Here is a 19,782-nt window from a genome sequence, read left to right on the forward strand (position 1 = left end):
CCCGCTCGCACATTTTTTGCTCTTCATCGAGGCTGAAATCGGTTAGCCGCCGAAGGTGTGTGAGGGCCTGCGCAACGTCGGATCAAACGGATTGATCCGTGGCCCGATCGCCGCCGCTTCGCGCTTCAACAACTCCACCACCGTCGGCAACCGGCTCGGCCCCAGGCGGTCACTGATGGTCGCCACGCTCAACGCCGCCACCGCATGCCCGTCCCGATTCAGTATCGGCACCGCCAACCCCGCCATGCCTTCCAGCACTCCGGTATTGCGCGCCGCATACCCCAGGTTGCGCACGTTCTCCACTTCCGAGCGCAACAGCACTTCGTCATACAGGTGGAAATCCTTGAGCCGTGGCAGGTTGTAGCGGATCACCGTCTCGCGCTCTTCCTCCGGCAAAAACGCCAGGATCGCCAGGCTGCCCTGCCCCACGCCCAATGCCACACGCCCGCCGATATCACCGGTGAAGGTGCGGATCGGGTAAGGGCCTTCGCTGCGGTCCAGGCAGATCGCATCGAAGCCACTGCGCGCCAGCAGGAACAGCGAGTCGCCCAGTGAAGCACTCAGGCGCAGCATGCTCGGCCGCACCAGGTCGCGCAGGTTGCCGGTCTTGCCTGCATTGGCCGCCAGGGCGAAGAACTCCAGGCTGAGGCGATAGCGCTTGCTGCGTGCGTCCTGCTCGACCATGCCTTCGTCCATCAGGCTGCGCAGCAGGCGGTGGGTGGTGGGCTGGGACAGGCCCACCTGTTGCGCGAGCTGCGTAACGCGTTCGCCACCCTCCGGCACTTCACCCAGGGTGCGCAGCAGCGCGAACAGACGAGACACTCCGCCCACCCCGACTTCTTTGCTCTTTTCATTTCGATCAGTGGAATTCATAACAACCCATCTCTTTGCAAATTCCGGTGAGTGAATAAAACTGAAAATAACAGTCCGTTCAGTGAAATTCTATCTTCCGCCCATCCTAGTCTTCGTCCTAATCTGCGTCCACAGGGGCGAAATGAACAACAACCGGCAGCCGACTTGAGATCGAGCGCCAACGCACCCGCAACACCCTTTTCGCATCTGCCCAAAACAAAAAAGCGCGTCTCGACGCGACTCAAAAAAAGGTGGAACGCAGACATGGCATTTCTCCAACTCAACGCCTTGAGCAAACGCTACGGCGCCGTCGACGCGGTGGTCGCCACCGACCTCGCGGTGGAAAAAGGCGAGTTCGTTTCCCTGCTCGGCCCCTCGGGCTGCGGCAAGACCACCACCCTGCAAATGATCGCCGGCTTCGTCGATGTGAGCGGCGGGCAGATCCTGCTCGACGGCCGCGACATCACCCACGCCAAGCCCGCCAGCCGTGGCCTGGGCGTGGTGTTCCAGAGCTACGCGCTGTTCCCGCACATGAGCGTGCGCGACAACGTCGCCTTCGGCCTGAAGATGCGCAAAGTGCCGGCCGCCGAGATCGCCAGCAAGGTCAAGACCGTGCTGGAACTGGTGCGCCTGGCGCCGCACGCCGACCGCTACCCACGGGAGTTGTCCGGCGGCCAGCGCCAGCGCGTGGCCCTGGCTCGCGCGTTGGTGATTGAGCCGCCGGTGTTGCTGCTCGATGAGCCGTTGTCCAACCTCGACGCTAATTTGCGCGAAGAGATGCAGTTCGAGATCCGCCGCATCCAGTGCGCCGTCGGTATCACTACTTTGATGGTCACCCACGACCAGGCCGAAGCGCTGTCGATCAGTGACCGCGTGGTGGTGATGCAGGCCGGGCGCGTGACCCAGATCGACGCGCCCTACACGCTCTACGAACACCCGCGTACGCGCTTCATCTCCGACTTTGTCGGCAAGGCCAACCTGCTGCCGGGCGACTACGACATACTCGGCACCCCGCAAGTGCGCCACGAGAGCGGCGACGGCGAACTGACCCTGAGCCTGCGCCCGGAAAAGATCCAATTGGTGGACGCAGGCACAGGTCGCCTGCAAGGCCAGGTCATCAATCGCTACTTCTTCGGCAGCCAATGGCTGTACCACATCGACACCGCCCTCGGCGAAGTCACCGTGGTGCGCAGCAACGACGGCAACGCACCGCTGCGTTGCGGCACAGCGGTAGGCCTGGACTGGCACGCCAGCCTGTTGCGCGTGTTGGCGGCGGATGAGGTGCACCCATGAGTCGCGGCTACCTGCTCTCGCTGCCGGCGCTGGTGCTGTTTGCCGGGCTGCTGATCCTGCCGTTGGGCCTGACCCTGGTGCTGTCGTTCAACGTGTTTGACTACCAGGTGGGCGTGAAGGCCAATGAATGGACCTTCGCGCACTACCTGTCATTGTTCAGCGATTCGTACTTTTACGAGATTTTCTGGCGCACCTTCTGGATCAGCGCGCTGGTCACCCTGCTGTGCGTGGTGATCGGTGTGCCCGAGGCTTACATCCTCAGTCGCATGGGCACGCCGTGGCGCTCGATCTTCCTGATTCTGATCCTCACGCCCTTGCTGATTTCGGTGGTGGTGCGCGCCTTTGGCTGGAGCCTGTTGCTCGGCGCGGACGGGCTGGTAAACCAAGTGATCCAGTTCCTCGGTGGGCGCCCGGTGAAGCTGCTGTACACGCCGTTCGCGGTGATCATCGCCCTGGTGCACGTGATGCTGCCGTTCATGATCATCCCGGTGTGGACCTCCCTGCAGAAACTCGACCCGTCGGCTGAACAAGCCGCGTTGTCCCTGGGCGCCAGCCAGGCCACGGTGATGCGCAAGATCGTGTTGCCGCAGGTCATGCCCGGCGTGCTGTCCGGCACTTTGATCGTGTTCGGCCTGGCCGCCAGCTCCTTTGCGATCCCCGGCCTGCTCGGCGGGCGTCGCCTGAAAATGGTCGCCACCGTGGTGTACGACCAGTACCTCTCGGAACTCAACTGGCCCATGGGCGCGACCATCGCGGTGGTGCTGCTGTTGGTCAATCTGCTGATCATGCTGAGCTGGAACCGCATGGTCGAAGGCCGCTACAAAAAGTCCCTGGGGGTTTAAGCGCATGTCCAGAAACGGTCCTTTGGCCCTTGGTTTCCACGGTTTGGTGGTGCTGTTCATGATGGCGCCGCTGGTGGTGGTGTGCCTGGTGGCCTTCACGCCCGAAAACACCTTGAGCCTGCCCACGTCGGGCTTCTCGCTGCGCTGGTTTCGCGCGGTGTTCGAGCGGGCGGATTTTATCCAGGCGTTCTATAACAGCCTGATCCTGGCGTTCACCGCTGCGACATTGGCCACCTTGATTGCCGTACCGGCGGCGTTGGCGATCAGCCGGTATTCGTTTGCGGGGCGCAACTTTTTCAGTGCGTTGTTCCTGTCGCCGATCATCATCCCGCACCTGGTGCTGGGCGTGGCCATGCTGCGCTTGTTTGCGCTGATGGGCGTCAACGGTAGTTTTACCTGGCTGATGCTGGCCCATGTGGTGATCATCACGCCGTATGTGCTGCGCCTGGTGCTGGCTGCAGCCATCGGTATTGATCGCAGCGCCGAGCATGCCGCCGAATCCCTGGGGGCTGGCCGTTTCACGCTATTTCGCCAGATCACCCTGCCGATGATCCTGCCCGGTGTCGCCGGGGGGTGGTTGTTAGCCTTCATCAACAGTTTCGACGAGGTGACGCTGTCGATCTTCGTCAGCTCGCCGGCCACGCAAACCCTGCCGGTGCGCATGTATGTGTACGCCACCGAGTCCATCGACCCGATGATGGCGGCGGTGTCGGCGCTGGTGATTGCGCTGACGGCGGCGACCATGATTCTGCTGGATCGGGTCTACGGCCTGGACCGTGTGCTGGTGGGGAAACATTGATGGCCTTGTTCAAACGCTTAGCCGAGACCGGACGCCCGGTCCTGTCCTTCACCCTCGACGGCCAGCCCGCCAGCGGCTTGCTGGGTGACACGGTGCTCACCGCCGTGCTGACCTGCGCCGAGCACCTACGCGGGAGTGACTTCAGCGCCGAACCGCGTGCCGGTTTCTGCCTGATGGGCGCGTGCCAGGACTGCTGGGTGCGCCTTGAAGATGGGCGCCGCGTGCGCGCCTGTTCGACGCTGCTGGAAGAAGGTCAGGCCGTCAGCCGCGATCCGGGACGCCAGCCATGAAGCCGGTGGTGATTGTGGGCGCAGGCCCGGCAGGCATCAGCGCAGCGCGCACCCTGCTCGACCACGGCATCACACCCTGCCTGGTGGATGAGAGCCTGCGCGGTGGCGGGCAGATTTATCGGCGCCAACCCCAAGGCTTCCAACGCACCGCCAGGCAGCTCTACGGATTTGAAGCGAGCAAGGCCCAAGCCGTGCACCGCACCCTGGATGAGCTGGCGCCGCTGATCGACTACCGGCCGCAAACCCTGGTGTGGAACGCCGAGGACGGCCGCCTGGATATGCTCAACAACGGCCGCGCCGAGAGCCTCGACTACGCGCAGATCATCGTCGCTACCGGCGCCACCGACCGCATCCTGCCGGTGCCGGGCTGGACCTTGCCCGGTGTCTACAGCCTCGGGGCGGCGCAGATCGCCTTGAAATACCAGGGCTGCGCCATCGGTGAGCGCGTGGCGTTCTGTGGCAGCGGGCCGTTGTTGTACCTGGTCGCCTATCAGTACGCCAAAGCCGGGGCCAAGGTCGTGGCGGTGCTCGATAGCGCACCGTTCAGCGCGCAGTGCCGAGCGCTGCCGGCGCTGCTCGGGCAACCGGCGACCTTGGCCAAGGGCTTGTATTACCGCGCCTGGCTGACGGCCCATGGGATTGCCGTGCATCAGGGCGCCACGCTCACGCAGATCGAAGGCGAACAGCGGGTCAGCGCTATTCGTTGGGGTGAGCACAGCCTGGCATGCGACGCCGTGGGCTTTGCCCATGCCCTGCGCAGCGAGACGCAACTGGCGGATCTGCTCGGTTGTGAATTCGCCTGGAACACGTTGAACCGCGCCTGGCTTCCACAACGCGACAGCGCCGGGCGCAGCAGTGTCAGCGGTGTGTACCTGGCGGGCGACGGCGCCGGGATCATGGGCGCGGACGCCGCGCAGATGGCCGGCGAGCGTGCTGCGCTGGCGGTACTGGAGGACGCGGGCATTGCCATTGATCAGCGCCGCCCCGCCGTGTTGGAACAAAAACTGGCGGGTATCCAGCGCTTTCGCCAGGGCCTGGAAACCGCGTTTCCTTTCCCTGAGCAGTGGGCGGCACAGGCACCGGATGCGTTGATGGTGTGCCGCTGCGAAGAAGTCAGCGCCGGCGATATACGGGCGGTGGTGGATGAAGGCCACTGGGAGATCAATCGGGTCAAGGCCCACTGTCGCGTCGGCATGGGCCGCTGCCAGGGCCGCATGTGCGGGCCGGCGGCAGTGGAGATTGTCGCCGAGCGCAGCGGCCGGGGCATCGAAAACGTCGGCCGCTTGCGTGGCCAGGCGCCAATCAAGCCGCTGCCATTTGGCGTGGAGGCGCAGTCATGATCGACGTCATCGTGCTGGGCGGTGGGATTGTCGGCGCGTCGGCGGCCTTGATGCTCGCGCAGAAAGGCCAGCGAGTGGCCTTGGTGGAACGGGACTTCTGTGGCTCGCATTCCAGCGGCGTGAATTATGGCGGTGTGCGCCGCCAGGGCCGGCCATTGCATCAGTTGCCGCTGTCGCAGCGCGCCCATCAACTGTGGGCCGACTTGCCGGGCCTGATCGGCATCGACGGCGAATACGTGCGCTCCGGGCATTTGAAGCTGGCGCGCAGTCATGCCGATTTTGCTGCCCTACAGGCTTACGCCGAACAAACCCGTGGCTTTGACCTGGGCTTGCAGTTGCTCGACTACGCCGAGCTGCGCGCACGCTTTCCCTGGGTCGGCGATATTGCGGTGGGCGCCTCGTTGTGCCCGCAAGACGGCCACGCCAACCCACGATTGGTGTCCCCGGCCTTCGCCCGTGCCGCGCAGCGCCTTGGCGCATCGGTGTACGAGCAGGCTGAGGTGATTGGTATAGAACATGACGGCCAGCACTTTCAGGTGCACTGCGCTAACGGCCTGCACCTGCAAGCGCCCTGGCTGCTGAACTGTGCTGGCGCCTGGGCCGGCACCGTCGCCGCGCAGTTTGGCGAAGCGGTGCCGATCACCTCGGCGCATCCAGCGATGCTGGTCACCGAGCCGCTGCCGGTGGTGATGAATGTGAGCACCGGCGTTGAAGGCGGCGGGATTTATGCGCGGCAGGTCGCCCGGGGCAACTGCATCCTCGGCGGCGGTCGCGGTTTTGCCCTGGGCCCGCTGACCGCGCGGCCGGGGCAGGCAGCGGTGCTGGAGATCCTGCGCAGTGCCGGCGAGCTGTACCCGTTCCTCAAGGGTGCCCAGGCGATTCGCACGTGGAGCGGCACCGAAGGTTATCTCCCCGATCACGAACCGGTGATCGGCCCCAGCAGCACCCAACCTGGCCTGCTCCATGGCTTCGGCTTTGCCGGCGCCGGGTTCCAGCTCGGTCCCGCGGTCGGTGAAGCCCTGGCAGAGATCGTCTGCGACGGAGCCAGCCGCCAACCCATCGAAGCGTTTTCCATCCGTCGTTTCCAAGCCTGAGAGGAAAAACATCCATGAACCCACGTATTGCGCTGTCCTGCTTGTCCCTCGCCCTGCTCGCTTCCACCGCGCACGCCGCGCCCACGCTGTACCTGGGCATGAACGGCGGCACCATGGAACGGGTGTACGCCGACAAGGTGCTACCCGCGTTCGAAAAGGCCAATAACGTCAAGGTGGTGATCGTGCCCGGCACCTCGTCGGACATCCTCGCCAAGGTCCAGGCCAACAAAGACAACCCACAGATGCACGTGATGTTCCTCGACGACGGCATCATGTACCGCGCCATCTCCATGGGCCTGTGCGACAAGCTGGCGCCCAGCCCGCCCCTGGAACAGATCCCGGCCAAGGCCAGAATCAAGGAGGAAGCCGTGGCCGTGACCCTCGGCGTCACCGGCTTGGGCTACAACGCCAAGATGTTCAAGGAAAAAGGCTGGGCCGCGCCCACCTCATGGATGGACCTGGCCGACCCGCGCTTCAAGGAGAAAGTGGTGTTCCAGTCCTTGGCGTCGTCCACCTTCGGCCTGCACGGCTTCCTGATGTTCAACCGCATCCAGGGCGGCGACGAAACCAACGTCGAGCCCGGCTTCAAGGCCTGGCCGAAAACCGTCGGCCCCAACGTGCTGGAGTACATCGCCAGCTCGGCGAAAATCTCCGAGATGGTGCAGACCGACGAAGCCGCGATCTTCCCCCTCACCCCGACCCAGGTCGCCACCCAGAAACTGCTCGGCGTGCCGATGGAGTATGCACAACCCAAGGAAGGCGCGGTGGTGCTGAACGTGGCCGAATGCGTGATCGCACGCAACGACCAACCGGAACTGGCGCAGAAACTCGCGGCCTTTTTGCTGACCGCCGAGGCCCAGGCGCCGGCGTTGGAGGAAGGTGACCAGATTCCGTCGAACCCGACCACACCAACCACCGACAAGACCCGCGCGCGAGTGGAAGCCATGCAGGGTTACCTGCAGACCGCGATTTCGATTGATTGGGACCAGGTCAACCAAGCGCGGCCGGAGTGGAATGCGCGGTGGAGTCGGTCCATCGAACGCTGATGGCGGCTACAGCGGAGCAATGGGGAGCGCGCGTTTGTGGGCGGTCTTCAGGTAGGCGCGTTCCACAAGGTTCTTGACCCGCTCACTCACCGGTTCGCCCATCAGGTAGGCGTCGATCTCTTCGTACGTGCACGCATAGGCATGCTCGTCGAGCTTGCCCGGCGCCAGTTCTTCCAAATCGGCAGTGGGCGGTTTTTGCACCAGGTTGACGGGTGCACCGAGGGCGCTGGCCAACAGGCGCACTTGGGTCTTGGTCAGGCCCGACAGCGGGGCCAGGTCACAGGCGCCGTCGCCAAACTTGGTGAAAAAGCCCATCAGCGCTTCGGCGCCATGGTCGGTGCCAACCACCAGGCCGTTGTGCAGGTTGGCCACGGCGTATTGCGCGATCATGCGGGTGCGGGCCTTGACGTTTCCCTTGATGAAATCGACGTGTTCGGCGCTGGCGTCGGTGGCGGTCAGGCTGGCCATCAGGCCGTCGACGCTGGCGGCGATGTTCAGGGTGTCGATGTGGTCCGGGGTGATGAAGTCCAGGGAGGACTGGGCGTCGCGTTCATCAGCCTGGGTCTTGTAGGGCAGGCGCATGGCGATAAAGCGTGCGGCGTACGCCTCGCTGCGCAGTTGCTGTACCGCCAGTTGGCACAGGCGGCCAGCGGTGAGGGAGTCGACGCCGCCGCTGATGCCCAATACCAGGGCCTTGCAGCCTGAGTGGCGCAAGGTGGCCTTGATGAAGTCGATGCGCCGTTGGATTTCCTCGGGCTCGCCGCCTTGGACCAGCGCGCGGTTGATATTCAGTTCCCGTGCGATACGTTCTTGCATGTCACACCTCCACACTGCCAACGTTGAACACTTGTGCTGCGTACTGCAAAAACGAGGCGTCTTCGCAGACGTTCTTGACCGGGTCATCGGAGAATTTCACCACCGGTTCGCCGTGTACCCGCACCAGTTTCATCACGATGCTCAGCGGCTCGACGCCTTCCACATCACAGGCCAGGCTGGTGCCCATGCCGAACCCGAACTTGGCCTTGCCGCGCACGTGGCGCAGGATCGGCAGGCATTTCTCGAAGTTGAGGCCGTCGGAGAACATCAGGTCCTTGGTCATCGGGTCGATGCCCAATTGCTTGTAGCGGGCGAGCACCTTGTCGGCCCAGGCGATGGGATCACCGGAATCCTGGCGCAGACCGTCGTACAGTTTGGCGAAGTACAGGTCGAAGTCCTTGAGGAAAAAGTCGGTGCTGATGCAGTCGGTCAGGGCGATCCCGAGGCGACCACGGTATTCACGTACCCAGTTTTCCAGCGCGGCATTCTGGCTTTCGCGCAGCCGGCCCAGTTGCTGGTGCACCATCAGCCATTGGTGGGCCATGGTGCCGATCAGCGGCAGGTCGAATTCGTAGGCCAGGTGTGCGTTGCTGGTACCGACGAACTGGCCGGGGAAGTCGCGACGCATGATGTCGACCACTTCACGCTGGGCCTTGAACGACAGGCGCCGGCGCGTGGAGAAGTCGGAGACGCGCAAGTCGGCCAGTTCATCGCGGCTGAGGTTTTTCTCCAGCCAGTCGAACTTCTGGTAGAGCTTGCGGGTGACGTCTTCGAGGGTCACGTCAGGGTATTTGTCGCGGTTGCGCAGTTCGCTGACCAGGGCCAGTACCGGCTGTTCGAACATGATGCAGTGCAGCATCGGGCCGACCACGCGGATGTTCAGCTGGCCGTCGACTTCACTGACGTGGATATAGCGCAGGTTGAAGCGGAACAGACCGAGGAAGCGCTCGTAATCCGGCGTGAGGTATTCGCGAAAGCGTGGGTTGAACAGAAAGCGCAGCTCGCCTTCGCGCATGTGCAGGCCGGCCATTTTTTCAAGTTCGGCGCGCAGCTCGGGGATCAGGTGGCCGAGTTTTTCCTTCGAACGGACGATGAAGTTGTACTCGACATCGACATTCGGGTGCTGGTGCAACACGGCCTGCATCATGGTGAAGGTGTAGTAGTCGGTGTCGAGCAAGCCCTGGATCACCGGGGACTCGTAGTCGTATGCACTTTCCATGGTGTCTCTCCTTAACGCGTGGCCATCGCGGCCAGTTCTTCGCGGGTGCTGCTGATGACGGCACCGGCCTTGAGCAATTCATTGACGGCCCGTACGCCGCCCTCTTCCGTGATGCCCCTGCACGCCGGCAGGTGCAGGACCACGTCCAGGCCGGCCTTGAGCAGTTGCAACGCGGTGGTCTTGACGCAGTAGTCCAGCGCCAGGCCGCCGACGATCACGCGGGTGACGCCCTGGGCCTTGAGGTACTCAATGACGCCGGTGGACAGCTTGTCGTGCAGGTCGTGGTAGCAGGCACCGTAGGGGTGCAGGTCGGGTTCGACGCCTTTCCAGATGAAGTAATCGTAGTCATAGGGCGTGGGCAACGCGTCCAGCAGGGTGAAGCCTTCGGTGCCGGGGACGCAGTGGCTCACCCAGGTCACATCGGCATGAGCCAGGCCGGTGGGTTGCAGCATCTCGCTGTGCTGCGACACCACCCAGGGAGCGTGCGGGGTGTGGGCGTCCTTGCTGCCGACGCGATGGCCGGCGAGGCTGGCCATGTAGTTGAGTTCGGCACCGATCTGGTCACCGCCGGCCACAGGCAACTCGTTGGGGCACAGTGGCGTGAAGCTCTTCTGGGCGTCGACGTCAAATGAGGCAATGGCGGTTTTCGCGAGGGTCATGGCGTTTCTCCTGTGGCCTGGAAACAAAAGTACACGTCATGTACTTTCATTGCAAGAAACATTTGGTTATCTATCCTGGCGTCAGTACATGACATATCTGTTTGATCCGTTAGACTGTGCCCCATTGTTATTCGCAAGGAGTTCACATGCCGCTTAGCGCCTACCTCCACACCGTCGACCTGTGCGTACTGTTCTACTGCCGCCGCGCGGGCGAATTGAAGCTGCTGCTGAACAAACGCGAGGCCGAGCCGTTCGCCGGGCACTGGGCGTTGCCGGGGGTGGTGGTGAATGGCGGCGTGCAAGATCTGCGCCTCCAGGATGCGGTGGAGCGCTTGCGGGCGAGTGACAAGGTGGGGGTTGAACTGGCCTGGAGCGAGCAAGTCGGCACGGTGGGCGATGCGTTTCGCGATCCGCGTTGCTGGTCGTCGTCCACGTACTACCTGGCGATCGTGGCGGATGAGGTGACGCTGTCTGAGCATCAAGCCTGGTTTTCGTTGGCTGGGGTAGCGAATGGCAGCATCAAACTGCCGTTCGATCACAACAGCATCGTGGCCGCCGTGCAAGAACGCTTGTTTTCCAAATCGTTGTACAGCAGCTTGCCGCTGATGTTCCTGGGCAATGAATTCAGCGCGCCGGAAGCGACCACGATCTTTTCCCTGGTGCTGGCACGGCCGGTGTTGAAGACCAGTATTCGCCAGCGCATGTTGAAGCTGACCGAGGCGGGGTATCTGCGGGAGACGGGGCGTAAGAAGCAGGGTGAAGGCGGCAGGCCCCAGGCGACGGTGGAAAACCTGAAGCCTGGGGACATTTACTTCTTTGATCGAAGTTTCGCCGAGTAGGCGGCGTCAATTCATCCAGTTGCCGCCATCGACGTTGTAGGTCTGGGCCACCACATAGTCGGCCTCCTGCGAGGCCAGGAAGATCGCCATCCCAGTCAAATCTTCCGCCGTGCCCATCCGTCCAAAGGGCACCTCATCCCCTACCCGCTTTTTCTTCTCGCCGGGCGCCAGACCCTCATGCTTGGCAAATAACGCGTCTACCCCATCCCAATGTTCCCCATCCACCACGCCCGGTGCGATGGCGTTGACGTTGATGCCCTGCTTGATCAGGTTCAGCCCCGCCGATTGCGTCAGGCTGATCACCGCTGCCTTGGTCGCACAGTAGACCGCCACCAGCGCCTCGCCCCGGCGCCCGGCCTGGCTGGCCATGTTGATGATCTTGCCGCCGTGGCCCTGGCTGATCATCTGCTGCGCGGCGGCCTGCAGGGTGAACAGCGTGCCGGCGACGTTGATCGAGAACAGCCGTTCATAGCTGTCACGGGTGATGTCGACGAGGGGCGCCAGGTCGAACAACGCCGCGTTGTTGATCAAAATATCCAGCTTGCCGGCCTGGGCCACCACGGCGGCAATCGCGCCGTCAATGGACGCTTGGTCGGTGACGTCCATGGCTACCGCATAGGCTTGTGGGCCCAGTTCAGCCGCTGTGGCCTGGGCCCGTTGCAGGTTGATATCGGCGATGGCCACCGTGGCGCCTTCGGCGATATAGGCCTGGGCGAAGGCGCGGCCGATACCGCGCGCCGATCCGGTGATCAGCGCGCTCTTACCTTCCAGTCGTTTCATGGGTATGTCCCGTCAAAAATCACTTCGGATAACCGGCGCGTTTCATCTCGCGCTCGGTGGTGGACTGCGCTTGCAGCAGGGCCTGGTCAACCGACATGCCGCCGGTCAGCGCCGCCGAGAACAGCTTGCCGACCGAGGTGCCGATGGCCTGGAACTCAGGGATCGTCACGTATTGAATGCCCACGTACGGCACCGGCTTGGCCGATGGGTGCGCGGGGTCGGCGTGTTTCATCATTTCCAGGGTCACCTGGGCAAACGGGGCGGCCTTCAGGTACGCCTCGTTGTAGGTGGACTGGCGGGTGCCGGGCGGTACGTTGGTGATGCCTTCCTTGTCGGCGACCAGTTGGATGTAATCCTTGGAGGTCGCCCAACTGATAAAAGCCTTGGCGGCGTCCTTGTGCTTGGACGTGGCCGGGATCGCCAGGGACCAGGCGTAGAGCCATGACGAGCCTTTATCAGTGACTTCGGTCGGCGCGGCGGCAAAACCGACGCTGTCGGCGACCTTGCTCTGGCTTTTATCGGTGGTGAAGGAGCCGGCCACGCTGGCATCGACCCAGATCGCGCACTTGCCGCTGTTGAACAGCGCCAGGGTTTCGTTGAAGCCGTTGCTGGACACGCCCGGCGGGCCGTATTGCTTGAGGGTGTTGACGTAGAAATTGGCCGCGGCGGTCCACTCGGGACTGGTCAGCTCGGGCTTCCACTGCTCGTCAAACCAGCGCGCGCCAAAGGCGTTGGCCATTGTGCTCAGCAAGGCGATGTTCTCGCCCCAACCGGCCTTGCCGCGCAGGCACATGCCGTATTGGTCCTTATCCTTGGCGGTGAGCTTGGAGGCGAACTCGCCGAGCTGGGTCCAGGTAGGATGCGACGGCATAGTCAAGCCTGCCTGCTTGAACAGGTCGGTGCGGTAATAGGTGACGGTGCTTTCGCCATAGAACGGCAAGGCGTACAGGGTGTTATTGACCGACAGGCCTTGGCGTACCGAGGGGAAGATATCGTCGGCGTCGTAATCGGCGGGCAGCTGGGTCAGCGGTTCCAACCAGTGCTTGGCGCCCCAGAGCGGGGTTTCGTAAGTGCCGATGGTCAGCACGTCGAACTGGCCGCCCTGGGTGGCGATATCGGTGGTGAGGCGCTGGCGCAGCACGTTTTCTTCCAGCACCACCCAGTTGAGCTTGATGTCCGGGTGCTGTGCTTCGAACACTTTGGACAGGCGCTGCATGCGGATCATGTCGCTGTTGTTGACCGTGGCGATGGTGACGGTGTCGGCAGCCTGGCCGGGCATGGCCAATGCCAGGCCGGAAAGCAGGAACAACGCTTGCGGGAGCTTGAACATAGCGGTTTCCACCTGTTGTTTTTGTTGTTGAGGGCCGATTACAGCAGCTTGGCCAGGCCCTCACAAACGCAGGGCGGATGCTCGACTGATACTTTTTTAACCGTCGCCTGTCAGTTAAAAAAGTATCAGTGCCAAGCGAAACCGGGGGTAGCGCGGGTATCGCCAACCCGCGTATTTTGAGGCGATTCCACCCATACAAGAGGCATTACCATGCCCATCAGCCGCGCCCAACTGTTTGAACACCGTCCCGCCGAACTCGAAGTGATCCTGCCCGAACCGGATCATTGCTTTCGCTGGTTCGAACACGACTATCCCTATGAGCTGGCGCGCTGGAACCACCACCCTGAATTCGAAATCCACCTGATCCGCCAGGGCAACGGCAAGCTGGTGGCCGGCGACTACATTGGTGCGTTCAGTGCCGGGCATGTGGCACTGATCGGCCCCGATCTGCCCCACGACTGGATCGGTGAGCTGGCGCCCGGCGAATACCTGAGCGGCCGCGACGTGGTGCTGCAATTCGACGGCGCCGCCCTCCTCGCCCTGCGCAAGACCCTGCCGGAGCTCGGGGACCTCTCGGCGTTGTTCGAACAGGCCCGTCGTGGCCTGGAATTTATTGGCGAGGCCGCTGTAAAGGCAGCGCACTTGATGGAAGCCATCGGCAACGCCCAGGGCCTGCAACGGTTGATCCTGTTCCTGCAACTGCTCGACAGCCTGAAAAATGCGCCGACGCAACAGGTCAAGGCCCTGGCCAGCCCCTGCTATGCGCCGACCCTGGACGCACGCAGCGCCGAACGCATCAACAAGGCGTTCGACTATTTGATGCGTGAGCTGACGGGCGATGTGCGCCTGTCGGTGATCGCACAACAACTGGACATGAGCGAACCGGGCTTCTCGCGTTTCTTCAAACGCAACACTGGCCACGGTTTTATCGACTTGATGCGCAAGTTCCGCGTGCAACGCGCCTGCCGGCTGTTGCTGCAAAGTGATATGTCGGTGGCCGATATCTGCTTTGAAGTGGGCTACGCCAACCTGTCCAATTTCAATCGGCACTTCCGGATCGAAATGAACCAGACACCGAGTGACTATCGGCGGGAAACAGCCATGCACCTGTTCCAGCGCATTGAAAAAATGACACCCAGTCAATTCTGACCAAAAGGTCGACTAATCCCGTTTTTTTGCAAGCTGATCAATCGATTGAGCAAAGTTGGTACAACCTGTGCAAACGTTTGCGGTATGAACTTGGCCACCCAGTTCACCTCTTCCCGAAGCATCGGGTCTAAACCGCGTACGAATAGGGATTTTCAATGCACTTCACCTCAAGGCGTCCTACCCCCTTTGGTGTTTCCTTGCTACTGGCTGCCGTTACGGGAGTACTCAGCGCTCCCATTTTGGCGCAGGAAAAACCTGTCGATGACTCAGCACAGGGCGAAACGCTCAGCCCTGAGGCAAACCCGGCAAAAAAAGGCGTGTACCTGTCGGACTGGTTCAACCAGGACCTGACGTTGATCGGCAGCAAAGACATCAGCTTCGGCCCCAAGCCGCAGGATGATATCTACCTGGAGTACGAATACTTCGGCCGCAAAGGCCCCTTCGAGCTGTACGGCTATATCGACGTGCCGAAGATCCTCACCATCGGTAACAGCAATGACAAAGGCGTGTGGGACCATGGCTCGCCCGTGTTCATGGAGCATGAGCCACGTATCTCCATCGACTACCTCGCAGGCCGCAGCCTCGCCATCGGGCCGTTCAAGGAATGGTATGTCGCGTTCGACTGGATCTACGACCACGGCAGCAATAAGGAAAACCGCGCCAACACCCTGTACAGCGGCCTCGGCACCGACATTGACACCCACTCGCGGGTCAACCTGTCGGCCAACTTCTACGGGCGCTACCAGTGGGAAAACTACGGTGCCAGCAATGAATACTCCTGGGACGGTTACCGCGCGCAAATGAAGTACATCGTGCCCATCGGCAAATTCGATAACGGCGCCTCACTGACCTATATCGGCTTCACCAACTACGATTTCGGCTCGGACCTGCACAAGGACAACCCGGCGCGCACCGCCAATTCCGTGGTGGCCACCAACGTGCTGTTGTATTCGTTTACCCACCTGCGGTTCACCCTGGTCGGCCGTTACTTCCATAACGGCGGCAACTGGGAAGACGGCAGCGAGTTGAATTTCGGCGAAGGCAACTTCCGCGCCCGCTCCGACGGCTGGGGTTATTACGCCGGCGTGGGCTACCAATTCTGATCAAGGAGCTATAGATGAAAGCATTTACCCGTCGCTCTGTTACCGGCTTCTCAATGGCTGTCGGCCTGGCGCTGCTGCCCCACGTGGTGCTGGCGAATACGCCTGCGCCGATCAAACCCAAGGTGATGCTGATCACCATGTTCGCCCCCGAGGCGCAAACCTGGATTGATCGCCTGGAACTCAAGCAGGAAGTGCGTGTACCAGGGCTGTCCGCCGAATACCCGGTGATCCGCTGCAACACCCAGGACGTGTGCCTGCTGGTGACGGGCATGGGCCAGACCAATGCCGCCGCGTCCACGTTGGCATTGGCGCTGTCACCCAAGTTCGACCTGCGCCAGAGCTACTTCCTGATCGCCGGGATCGCCGGTATCAGCCCCAAGCACGGCACCCTCGGCACCGCCGCCTGGGCGCATTACCTGGTGGAGTTCGGCACCCAGTGGGAGCTGGACTCACGGGACGCGCCCAAGGATTGGCCGACCGGCTATATCGGCATCAACACCAAGGGCCCCAACGAAAAACCCCCGTTGGACTACAAGACCGAAGTGTTTGAGCTGAATCCCAAATTGCAGGCCAAGGCCTTCGCCTTGTCGCACAACGTCGAGCTGACGGAAAGCAAGGAATCCAGCGCCTGGCGCAAACACTACCCCGCCGCCCCTGCCAACCAACCGCCGCAGGTCACCCGCTGCGACACGCTGGCCGGCAATACCTGGTTCTCCGGCACACGCCTCAGCGAACGTGCCGAAGTCTGGACCAAGCTGCTGACCGACAACAACGGTGAATACTGCACCACCCAGCAGGAAGACAACTCCACCTATGAAGCGTTGCTGCGCGCCAGCCGCGAAGGCTTGGTGGATATCCAGCGCCTGGCGGTGGTACGTGCCGGCTCGGACTTCGACCGCCCTTACCCTGGCTACAGCGAAGTGGACAACCTGCTGAAATACGCCGATCAAGGCGGCTTCGTGCCGGCGCTCGAGAACCTGTACCGCACGGGCAACCCGTTGGTACAGGCGATTCTGAAGAACTGGTCGGCCTGGGAGAAAGGTGTTCCCGAAGCTTGATGGAGATCGACAGGTGGGAGGAGCAAGCCCCTCCCACATTTCATCGTGTCAGGGCAGGAAGATGATTTTGTCGGGGCTGCCCTGGTTCACTTCTTCGTAACACTCCACGCCATTTGCCAACGCGACTTCACGCAAGCCCGTCGGCAACGGCAGCAAGCCTTCATCAAAGAAGCGCCCGAACTGTTCCAGCATCACCGCGCATTGCTCGCCGTTGTAGAGCAGCGAATTGATCCCCACCACCGAGCCGCCCTTGCGATACAGGGCCAGGGCCGGCAGTTGCACATGACCGTCCACCGGTGCCGCGATAATCGCGATACGACCGAACGGCGCCAGGCCCGCCACGGCCGCCGGCAGCCAGAAACCGGTGGTGTCGAAGATCACATCGGCGCCGCCCTTGAACACGGCATTCACCTGCGCACCCAGTTCTTCCGGCATGCCCAGGGCAATCGCCTCGAAGCCCTGCGCTTGCAAGACTTCAACCTGCTCCGGTCGACGCACGGCGGCCAGCACTTGGGCGCCGCGGATTTTCGCCAAGGCCAGGGTCGCGCTGCCTACCGCGCCATTGGCGCCAATCACCAACAAGCGCGTGCCCTGGGTCACCCCACTGCGCTCAAGGGCGTCCCAGGCGGTGGTGTACGGTACGCCGAGGCTCGCGGCCTGGGCAAAACTCAGGTGGGTGGGTTTATGCGCCACACCCTTGGCCGACACGGTGAGGTACTGGGCGTGGGAACCGTCGGCAAAGAACCCCAGGTCGCGGCCGGTGCCCCAGACTTCCTGACCCACCAGTTCCTGTGGCCCCTCCACGACGACACCGGCAAAGTCGCGGCCGGGAATGCGTGGCAAGGTGGTGTAGGGGAAGCGGCCGAGCACGTTCTTGACGTCGCTGGGGTTGAGGCCCGCGGCCTTGATCTGTACCAGCACTTCACCCGCGGCCGGCACCGGGGTGGCGACGTCGACAAAGCCGAGGGCGGCGAGATCGCCGGTGGCAGTAAATTGCAGTGCTTTCATGGCCAATATCCATCGAAGAAAAAAAGGAGGTCAAGACAACCAGGTGCCCACCAGCTGCCGGCCCATGGGCCAGAGCTTTTCGCCCAGCAGCATGCCCATCAGGCCTATCAAGGCGATGGCCGGGGGCGCGGGCGAGCGGAAATCCAGGGCACCATAGATCACGCCGACAAACAGGCCGATGGCGAGGGAAATCAGATAGTTCATGGTGAGCAGCGCCGTGTGGTGAGAGGCGCTCAGTGTAGAGAGGCGATTCCTGAAGCATCGGCCAAGTGCTTCAGTATTTCGGCCATCCGTTCAACCGGCGTAGTGCGAGGGCGCCACGCCGAGTTCGCGGCGAAACATGTCGCTGAAGCTGCTGGGTGAATAGCCGAGCGAGCGGGCAATCCCGCTGACCGACTGGCCCTGGATCAATTCCGCCACCGCCGTGGCCAGTTGCACCTGGCGACGCCACTCGGCGAAGCCCATGCCCAGGTTGTGCTGGAACAACCGCGCCAGGGTGCGCACGCTGGCACCAGCGGTTTCGGCATGTTGCTCAAAAGGGATCTCCAGGGAGGGCGCGGCCATGACCGCCTGGCAGACATTGATCAGTCGACGGTCAGCCTCAACCGGCATGGCGATGCGGATCGGCGAGCGGCGCGCCCGTTGCAGCTCCAGCAAGGCCAGGCTGACCACCGCGTCGTAGTACGCCGCCTCACCGTTGTCGCCCTCGTCCACCAGCGTGACGATCAACTCGCGGAGCAGCCCTCCCACCTCAATCACCTGCACCTGGCTGTCCAGCGTCGCTGCCAATGCTGGTCGCAGGTAGATATTGCGCATCTGCAAATCCGACACCACGCGGATCCCATGTTCCACCCCCGGCGGCAGCCACACCGCACGCTGAGGCGGCACCACCAGGGCTTCACGGGGCGTCTCGACCCACATCACGCCGCTCATGGCATAGAGCAACTGGCCCCATTCGTGGCTATGCGGCTCCACGTACAAACCACGCGGGTAGGTACGCGCCAAGGGCTGTACGGGAACGGCGTGGTCACTGAGGTCGGGGGGCGCGGCCAGGGCCATGGGGATGCACATCAATCAAGGAAGAGTCGCCATGGTAATGACCACCGCTGGAGAATCCGAGTGAATTTTTGCGGCACGGGACGATCACTTGTTTATACATGGAGGGTTAATGGACCAATGAATAACGCAAAACTATTTGTGATCGACTACTGCCTGCACGGTGAACCCAAGTCCTTCATCATTCGCCTGGAAAAGCTTGATGCAGCAGAAGCCTGGCACTGGGCAAGCTGTGACGCAGGGGTGGGTCGTATCGGTCGGTTCGCCCGCGAGCAAGTGAAGAAGACCAGCCAGCAGCAAGCCGAAAAGTTCGGTATTACCCACGTACAATGGCGCCGCTCGGACGCGCGCGCCCAGGCTTGATCAGGGAGTGACAAACATGAATTTATCTATACCGGTCAATGGCAAGGCGCGCATTGATTACACCCAGGAAACGCTTTTTGGGCCTATGGCCAAGCATGTCGAGTGCCAAGTGAGCGTGCAACGGCGAGCTGGCGGGACTGTGCTGAAGGTGTTCCAGCCTTTGCCGGACGATCTGCACGCGGCGCAGACCGTGGTGTTTGCGCTGGAGGGGCGGCGTACCCGTGCAGTGGTGAAGGATAGCCAGCACCTGTCTGACCATAGCTTGCGGCTTGAACTGGAAACCCAATAGGGAATAAACCGCAGGTTACCTGTGGGAGCTCGATGGCCCTAGGTATCTACACCACTCTGGATGTGGCGCTGGACCGGTGGCGAGGAAGCTTGCTCCCGCCGGCTGCCTGACAGCTGACCACAATCTAACCGTTACCCCGCGATCCAAATGTGGGAGAGGGCTTGCCCCCGATAGCGGTGTGTCAGTCGATTCATCAGGTGACTGATTCAGCGCCATCGGGCATCGGTATCTACACAATTCTGGCTATAGCGCGGGACCTGTGGCGAGGGAGCTTGCTCCCGCCGGCTGCCTGACAGCCCACCGCCATCTAACGGTTAGACCGCGATCCAAATGTGGGAGGGGGCTTGCCCCCGATAGCGGTGTGTCAGTCGATTCATCAGGTGACTGATTCAGCGCCATCGGGCATCGGTATCTACACAATTCTGGCTATGGCGCTGGACCTGTGGCGAGGGAGCTTGCTCCCGCCGGCTGCCTGACAGCCCACCGCCATCTAACGGTTAGACCGCGATCCAAATGTGGGAGGGGGCTTGCCCCCGATAGCGGTGTGTCAGTCGATT

General features: G+C 62.3%; 22 protein-coding genes. 13 read left to right on the forward strand and 9 right to left on the reverse strand.

Features of this window, described 5'->3' with window-relative positions; all coding sequences use genetic code 11:
* Nucleotides 1-42 precede the first annotated feature (42 nt).
* Nucleotides 43-873 carry an IclR family transcriptional regulator gene (locus QCBJ_RS06645; protein WP_102060361.1) on the reverse strand — a complete coding sequence of 277 codons (831 nt, stop codon included), beginning with the start codon at nt 871-873 and terminating at the stop codon, nt 43-45.
* A 243-nt stretch (nt 874-1,116) separates the two neighbouring features.
* On the opposite strand from QCBJ_RS06645, the gene QCBJ_RS06650 reads away from it, so the two are divergent.
* The 7 genes from QCBJ_RS06650 to QCBJ_RS06680 are packed head-to-tail and all read left to right on the forward strand — an operon-like array spanning nt 1,117 to nt 7,556.
* The gene (locus QCBJ_RS06650; RefSeq protein WP_012723734.1) at nt 1,117-2,145 is read left to right on the forward strand and encodes an ABC transporter ATP-binding protein; all 1,029 of its coding nucleotides are present in this window, start codon (nt 1,117-1,119) and stop codon (nt 2,143-2,145) included.
* The gene (locus QCBJ_RS06655; protein ID WP_102060362.1) at nt 2,142-2,987 is read left to right on the forward strand and encodes an ABC transporter permease; all 846 of its coding nucleotides are present in this window, start codon (nt 2,142-2,144) and stop codon (nt 2,985-2,987) included. Before QCBJ_RS06650 ends, QCBJ_RS06655 begins: the two co-directional genes overlap by 4 nt.
* A gap of 4 nt (nt 2,988-2,991) precedes the next feature.
* Nucleotides 2,992-3,786, forward strand: coding sequence for an ABC transporter permease (locus tag QCBJ_RS06660; protein ID WP_046036242.1), 795 nt, complete (start codon nt 2,992-2,994; stop codon nt 3,784-3,786).
* Nucleotides 3,786-4,076, forward strand: a complete 291-nt coding sequence (locus QCBJ_RS06665; RefSeq protein WP_102060363.1) for a (2Fe-2S)-binding protein — start codon at nt 3,786-3,788, stop codon at nt 4,074-4,076. Before QCBJ_RS06660 ends, QCBJ_RS06665 begins: the two co-directional genes overlap by 1 nt.
* The gene (locus tag QCBJ_RS06670; RefSeq protein WP_102060364.1) at nt 4,073-5,416 is read left to right on the forward strand and encodes an NAD(P)/FAD-dependent oxidoreductase; all 1,344 of its coding nucleotides are present in this window, start codon (nt 4,073-4,075) and stop codon (nt 5,414-5,416) included. Before QCBJ_RS06665 ends, QCBJ_RS06670 begins: the two co-directional genes overlap by 4 nt.
* Complete coding sequence (locus tag QCBJ_RS06675; RefSeq protein ID WP_102060365.1) at nt 5,413-6,510, forward strand: FAD-binding oxidoreductase; 1,098 nt, start codon at nt 5,413-5,415, stop codon at nt 6,508-6,510. Before QCBJ_RS06670 ends, QCBJ_RS06675 begins: the two co-directional genes overlap by 4 nt.
* 14 nt (nt 6,511-6,524) lie before the next feature.
* Nucleotides 6,525-7,556, forward strand: a complete 1,032-nt coding sequence (locus QCBJ_RS06680; protein ID WP_012723728.1) for an ABC transporter substrate-binding protein — start codon at nt 6,525-6,527, stop codon at nt 7,554-7,556.
* Nucleotides 7,557-7,562: 6 nt separating this feature from the next.
* On the opposite strand, the gene nadE is transcribed toward QCBJ_RS06680, so the two are convergent.
* From nadE to QCBJ_RS06695, 3 genes are read right to left on the reverse strand one after another with little or no spacing between them, the layout of a single operon-like run.
* Nucleotides 7,563-8,372, reverse strand: a complete 810-nt coding sequence (nadE, locus tag QCBJ_RS06685; RefSeq protein WP_102060366.1) for an ammonia-dependent NAD(+) synthetase — start codon at nt 8,370-8,372, stop codon at nt 7,563-7,565.
* Between the two features lies 1 nt (nt 8,373).
* Nucleotides 8,374-9,591 (reverse strand): nicotinate phosphoribosyltransferase, encoded by a 1,218-nt coding sequence (pncB, locus tag QCBJ_RS06690; RefSeq protein WP_046036237.1) that lies wholly within the window; start codon nt 9,589-9,591, stop codon nt 8,374-8,376.
* Nucleotides 9,592-9,602: 11 nt separating this feature from the next.
* Nucleotides 9,603-10,250 carry a nicotinamidase gene (locus tag QCBJ_RS06695; RefSeq protein WP_046036236.1) on the reverse strand — a complete coding sequence of 216 codons (648 nt, stop codon included), beginning with the start codon at nt 10,248-10,250 and terminating at the stop codon, nt 9,603-9,605.
* A 146-nt stretch (nt 10,251-10,396) separates the two neighbouring features.
* On the opposite strand from QCBJ_RS06695, the gene QCBJ_RS06700 reads away from it, so the two are divergent.
* Entirely contained in the window at nt 10,397-11,089 is a 693-nt protein-coding gene (locus QCBJ_RS06700) for an NUDIX hydrolase (protein ID WP_102060367.1), read from the forward strand.
* A gap of 6 nt (nt 11,090-11,095) precedes the next feature.
* On the opposite strand, the gene QCBJ_RS06705 is transcribed toward QCBJ_RS06700, so the two are convergent.
* Together QCBJ_RS06705 and QCBJ_RS06710 are read right to left on the reverse strand one after the other, a co-directional pair.
* Nucleotides 11,096-11,869: an L-iditol 2-dehydrogenase gene (locus QCBJ_RS06705; protein ID WP_102060368.1), complete on the reverse strand. Its 774-nt coding sequence runs from the start codon at nt 11,867-11,869 to the stop codon at nt 11,096-11,098.
* Nucleotides 11,870-11,888: 19 nt separating this feature from the next.
* Entirely contained in the window at nt 11,889-13,199 is a 1,311-nt protein-coding gene (locus tag QCBJ_RS06710; RefSeq protein ID WP_102060369.1) for a sugar ABC transporter substrate-binding protein, read from the reverse strand.
* A gap of 210 nt (nt 13,200-13,409) precedes the next feature.
* On the opposite strand from QCBJ_RS06710, the gene QCBJ_RS06715 reads away from it, so the two are divergent.
* The 3 genes from QCBJ_RS06715 to QCBJ_RS06725 all read left to right on the forward strand — a co-directional run bounded on the left by QCBJ_RS06715 (nt 13,410) and on the right by QCBJ_RS06725 (nt 16,509).
* Nucleotides 13,410-14,348, forward strand: a complete 939-nt coding sequence (locus QCBJ_RS06715; protein WP_012723688.1) for an AraC family transcriptional regulator — start codon at nt 13,410-13,412, stop codon at nt 14,346-14,348.
* Nucleotides 14,349-14,503: 155 nt separating this feature from the next.
* Nucleotides 14,504-15,451 (forward strand): nucleoside-specific channel-forming protein Tsx, encoded by a 948-nt coding sequence (locus QCBJ_RS06720; protein ID WP_046036232.1) that lies wholly within the window; start codon nt 14,504-14,506, stop codon nt 15,449-15,451.
* A gap of 14 nt (nt 15,452-15,465) precedes the next feature.
* Nucleotides 15,466-16,509 (forward strand): purine nucleoside permease, encoded by a 1,044-nt coding sequence (locus QCBJ_RS06725; protein WP_046036231.1) that lies wholly within the window; start codon nt 15,466-15,468, stop codon nt 16,507-16,509.
* A gap of 48 nt (nt 16,510-16,557) precedes the next feature.
* On the opposite strand, the gene QCBJ_RS06730 is transcribed toward QCBJ_RS06725, so the two are convergent.
* The 3 genes from QCBJ_RS06730 to QCBJ_RS06740 form a co-directional block, all read right to left on the reverse strand.
* Nucleotides 16,558-17,517 (reverse strand): zinc-binding alcohol dehydrogenase family protein, encoded by a 960-nt coding sequence (locus tag QCBJ_RS06730; protein WP_012723685.1) that lies wholly within the window; start codon nt 17,515-17,517, stop codon nt 16,558-16,560.
* A 30-nt stretch (nt 17,518-17,547) separates the two neighbouring features.
* A complete protein-coding gene (locus tag QCBJ_RS06735; RefSeq protein WP_012723684.1) occupies nt 17,548-17,721 on the reverse strand; it encodes a DUF1427 family protein in 174 nt (57 codons plus the stop codon).
* Nucleotides 17,722-17,811: 90 nt separating this feature from the next.
* A complete protein-coding gene (locus tag QCBJ_RS06740) occupies nt 17,812-18,576 on the reverse strand; it encodes a helix-turn-helix transcriptional regulator (protein WP_046036228.1) in 765 nt (254 codons plus the stop codon).
* A 117-nt stretch (nt 18,577-18,693) separates the two neighbouring features.
* On the opposite strand from QCBJ_RS06740, the gene QCBJ_RS06745 reads away from it, so the two are divergent.
* Both QCBJ_RS06745 and QCBJ_RS06750 read left to right on the forward strand, forming a co-directional pair.
* Nucleotides 18,694-18,936 carry a DUF6555 family protein gene (locus tag QCBJ_RS06745; protein ID WP_064054525.1) on the forward strand — a complete coding sequence of 81 codons (243 nt, stop codon included), beginning with the start codon at nt 18,694-18,696 and terminating at the stop codon, nt 18,934-18,936.
* Nucleotides 18,937-18,952: 16 nt separating this feature from the next.
* Nucleotides 18,953-19,225 (forward strand): hypothetical protein, encoded by a 273-nt coding sequence (locus QCBJ_RS06750; protein WP_046036226.1) that lies wholly within the window; start codon nt 18,953-18,955, stop codon nt 19,223-19,225.
* Nucleotides 19,226-19,782 lie beyond the last annotated feature (557 nt).

The sequence above is a fragment of the Pseudomonas sp. QC2 genome (genome assembly GCF_002859085.1).
Lineage (GTDB): Bacteria > Pseudomonadota > Gammaproteobacteria > Pseudomonadales > Pseudomonadaceae > Aquipseudomonas > Aquipseudomonas petroselini.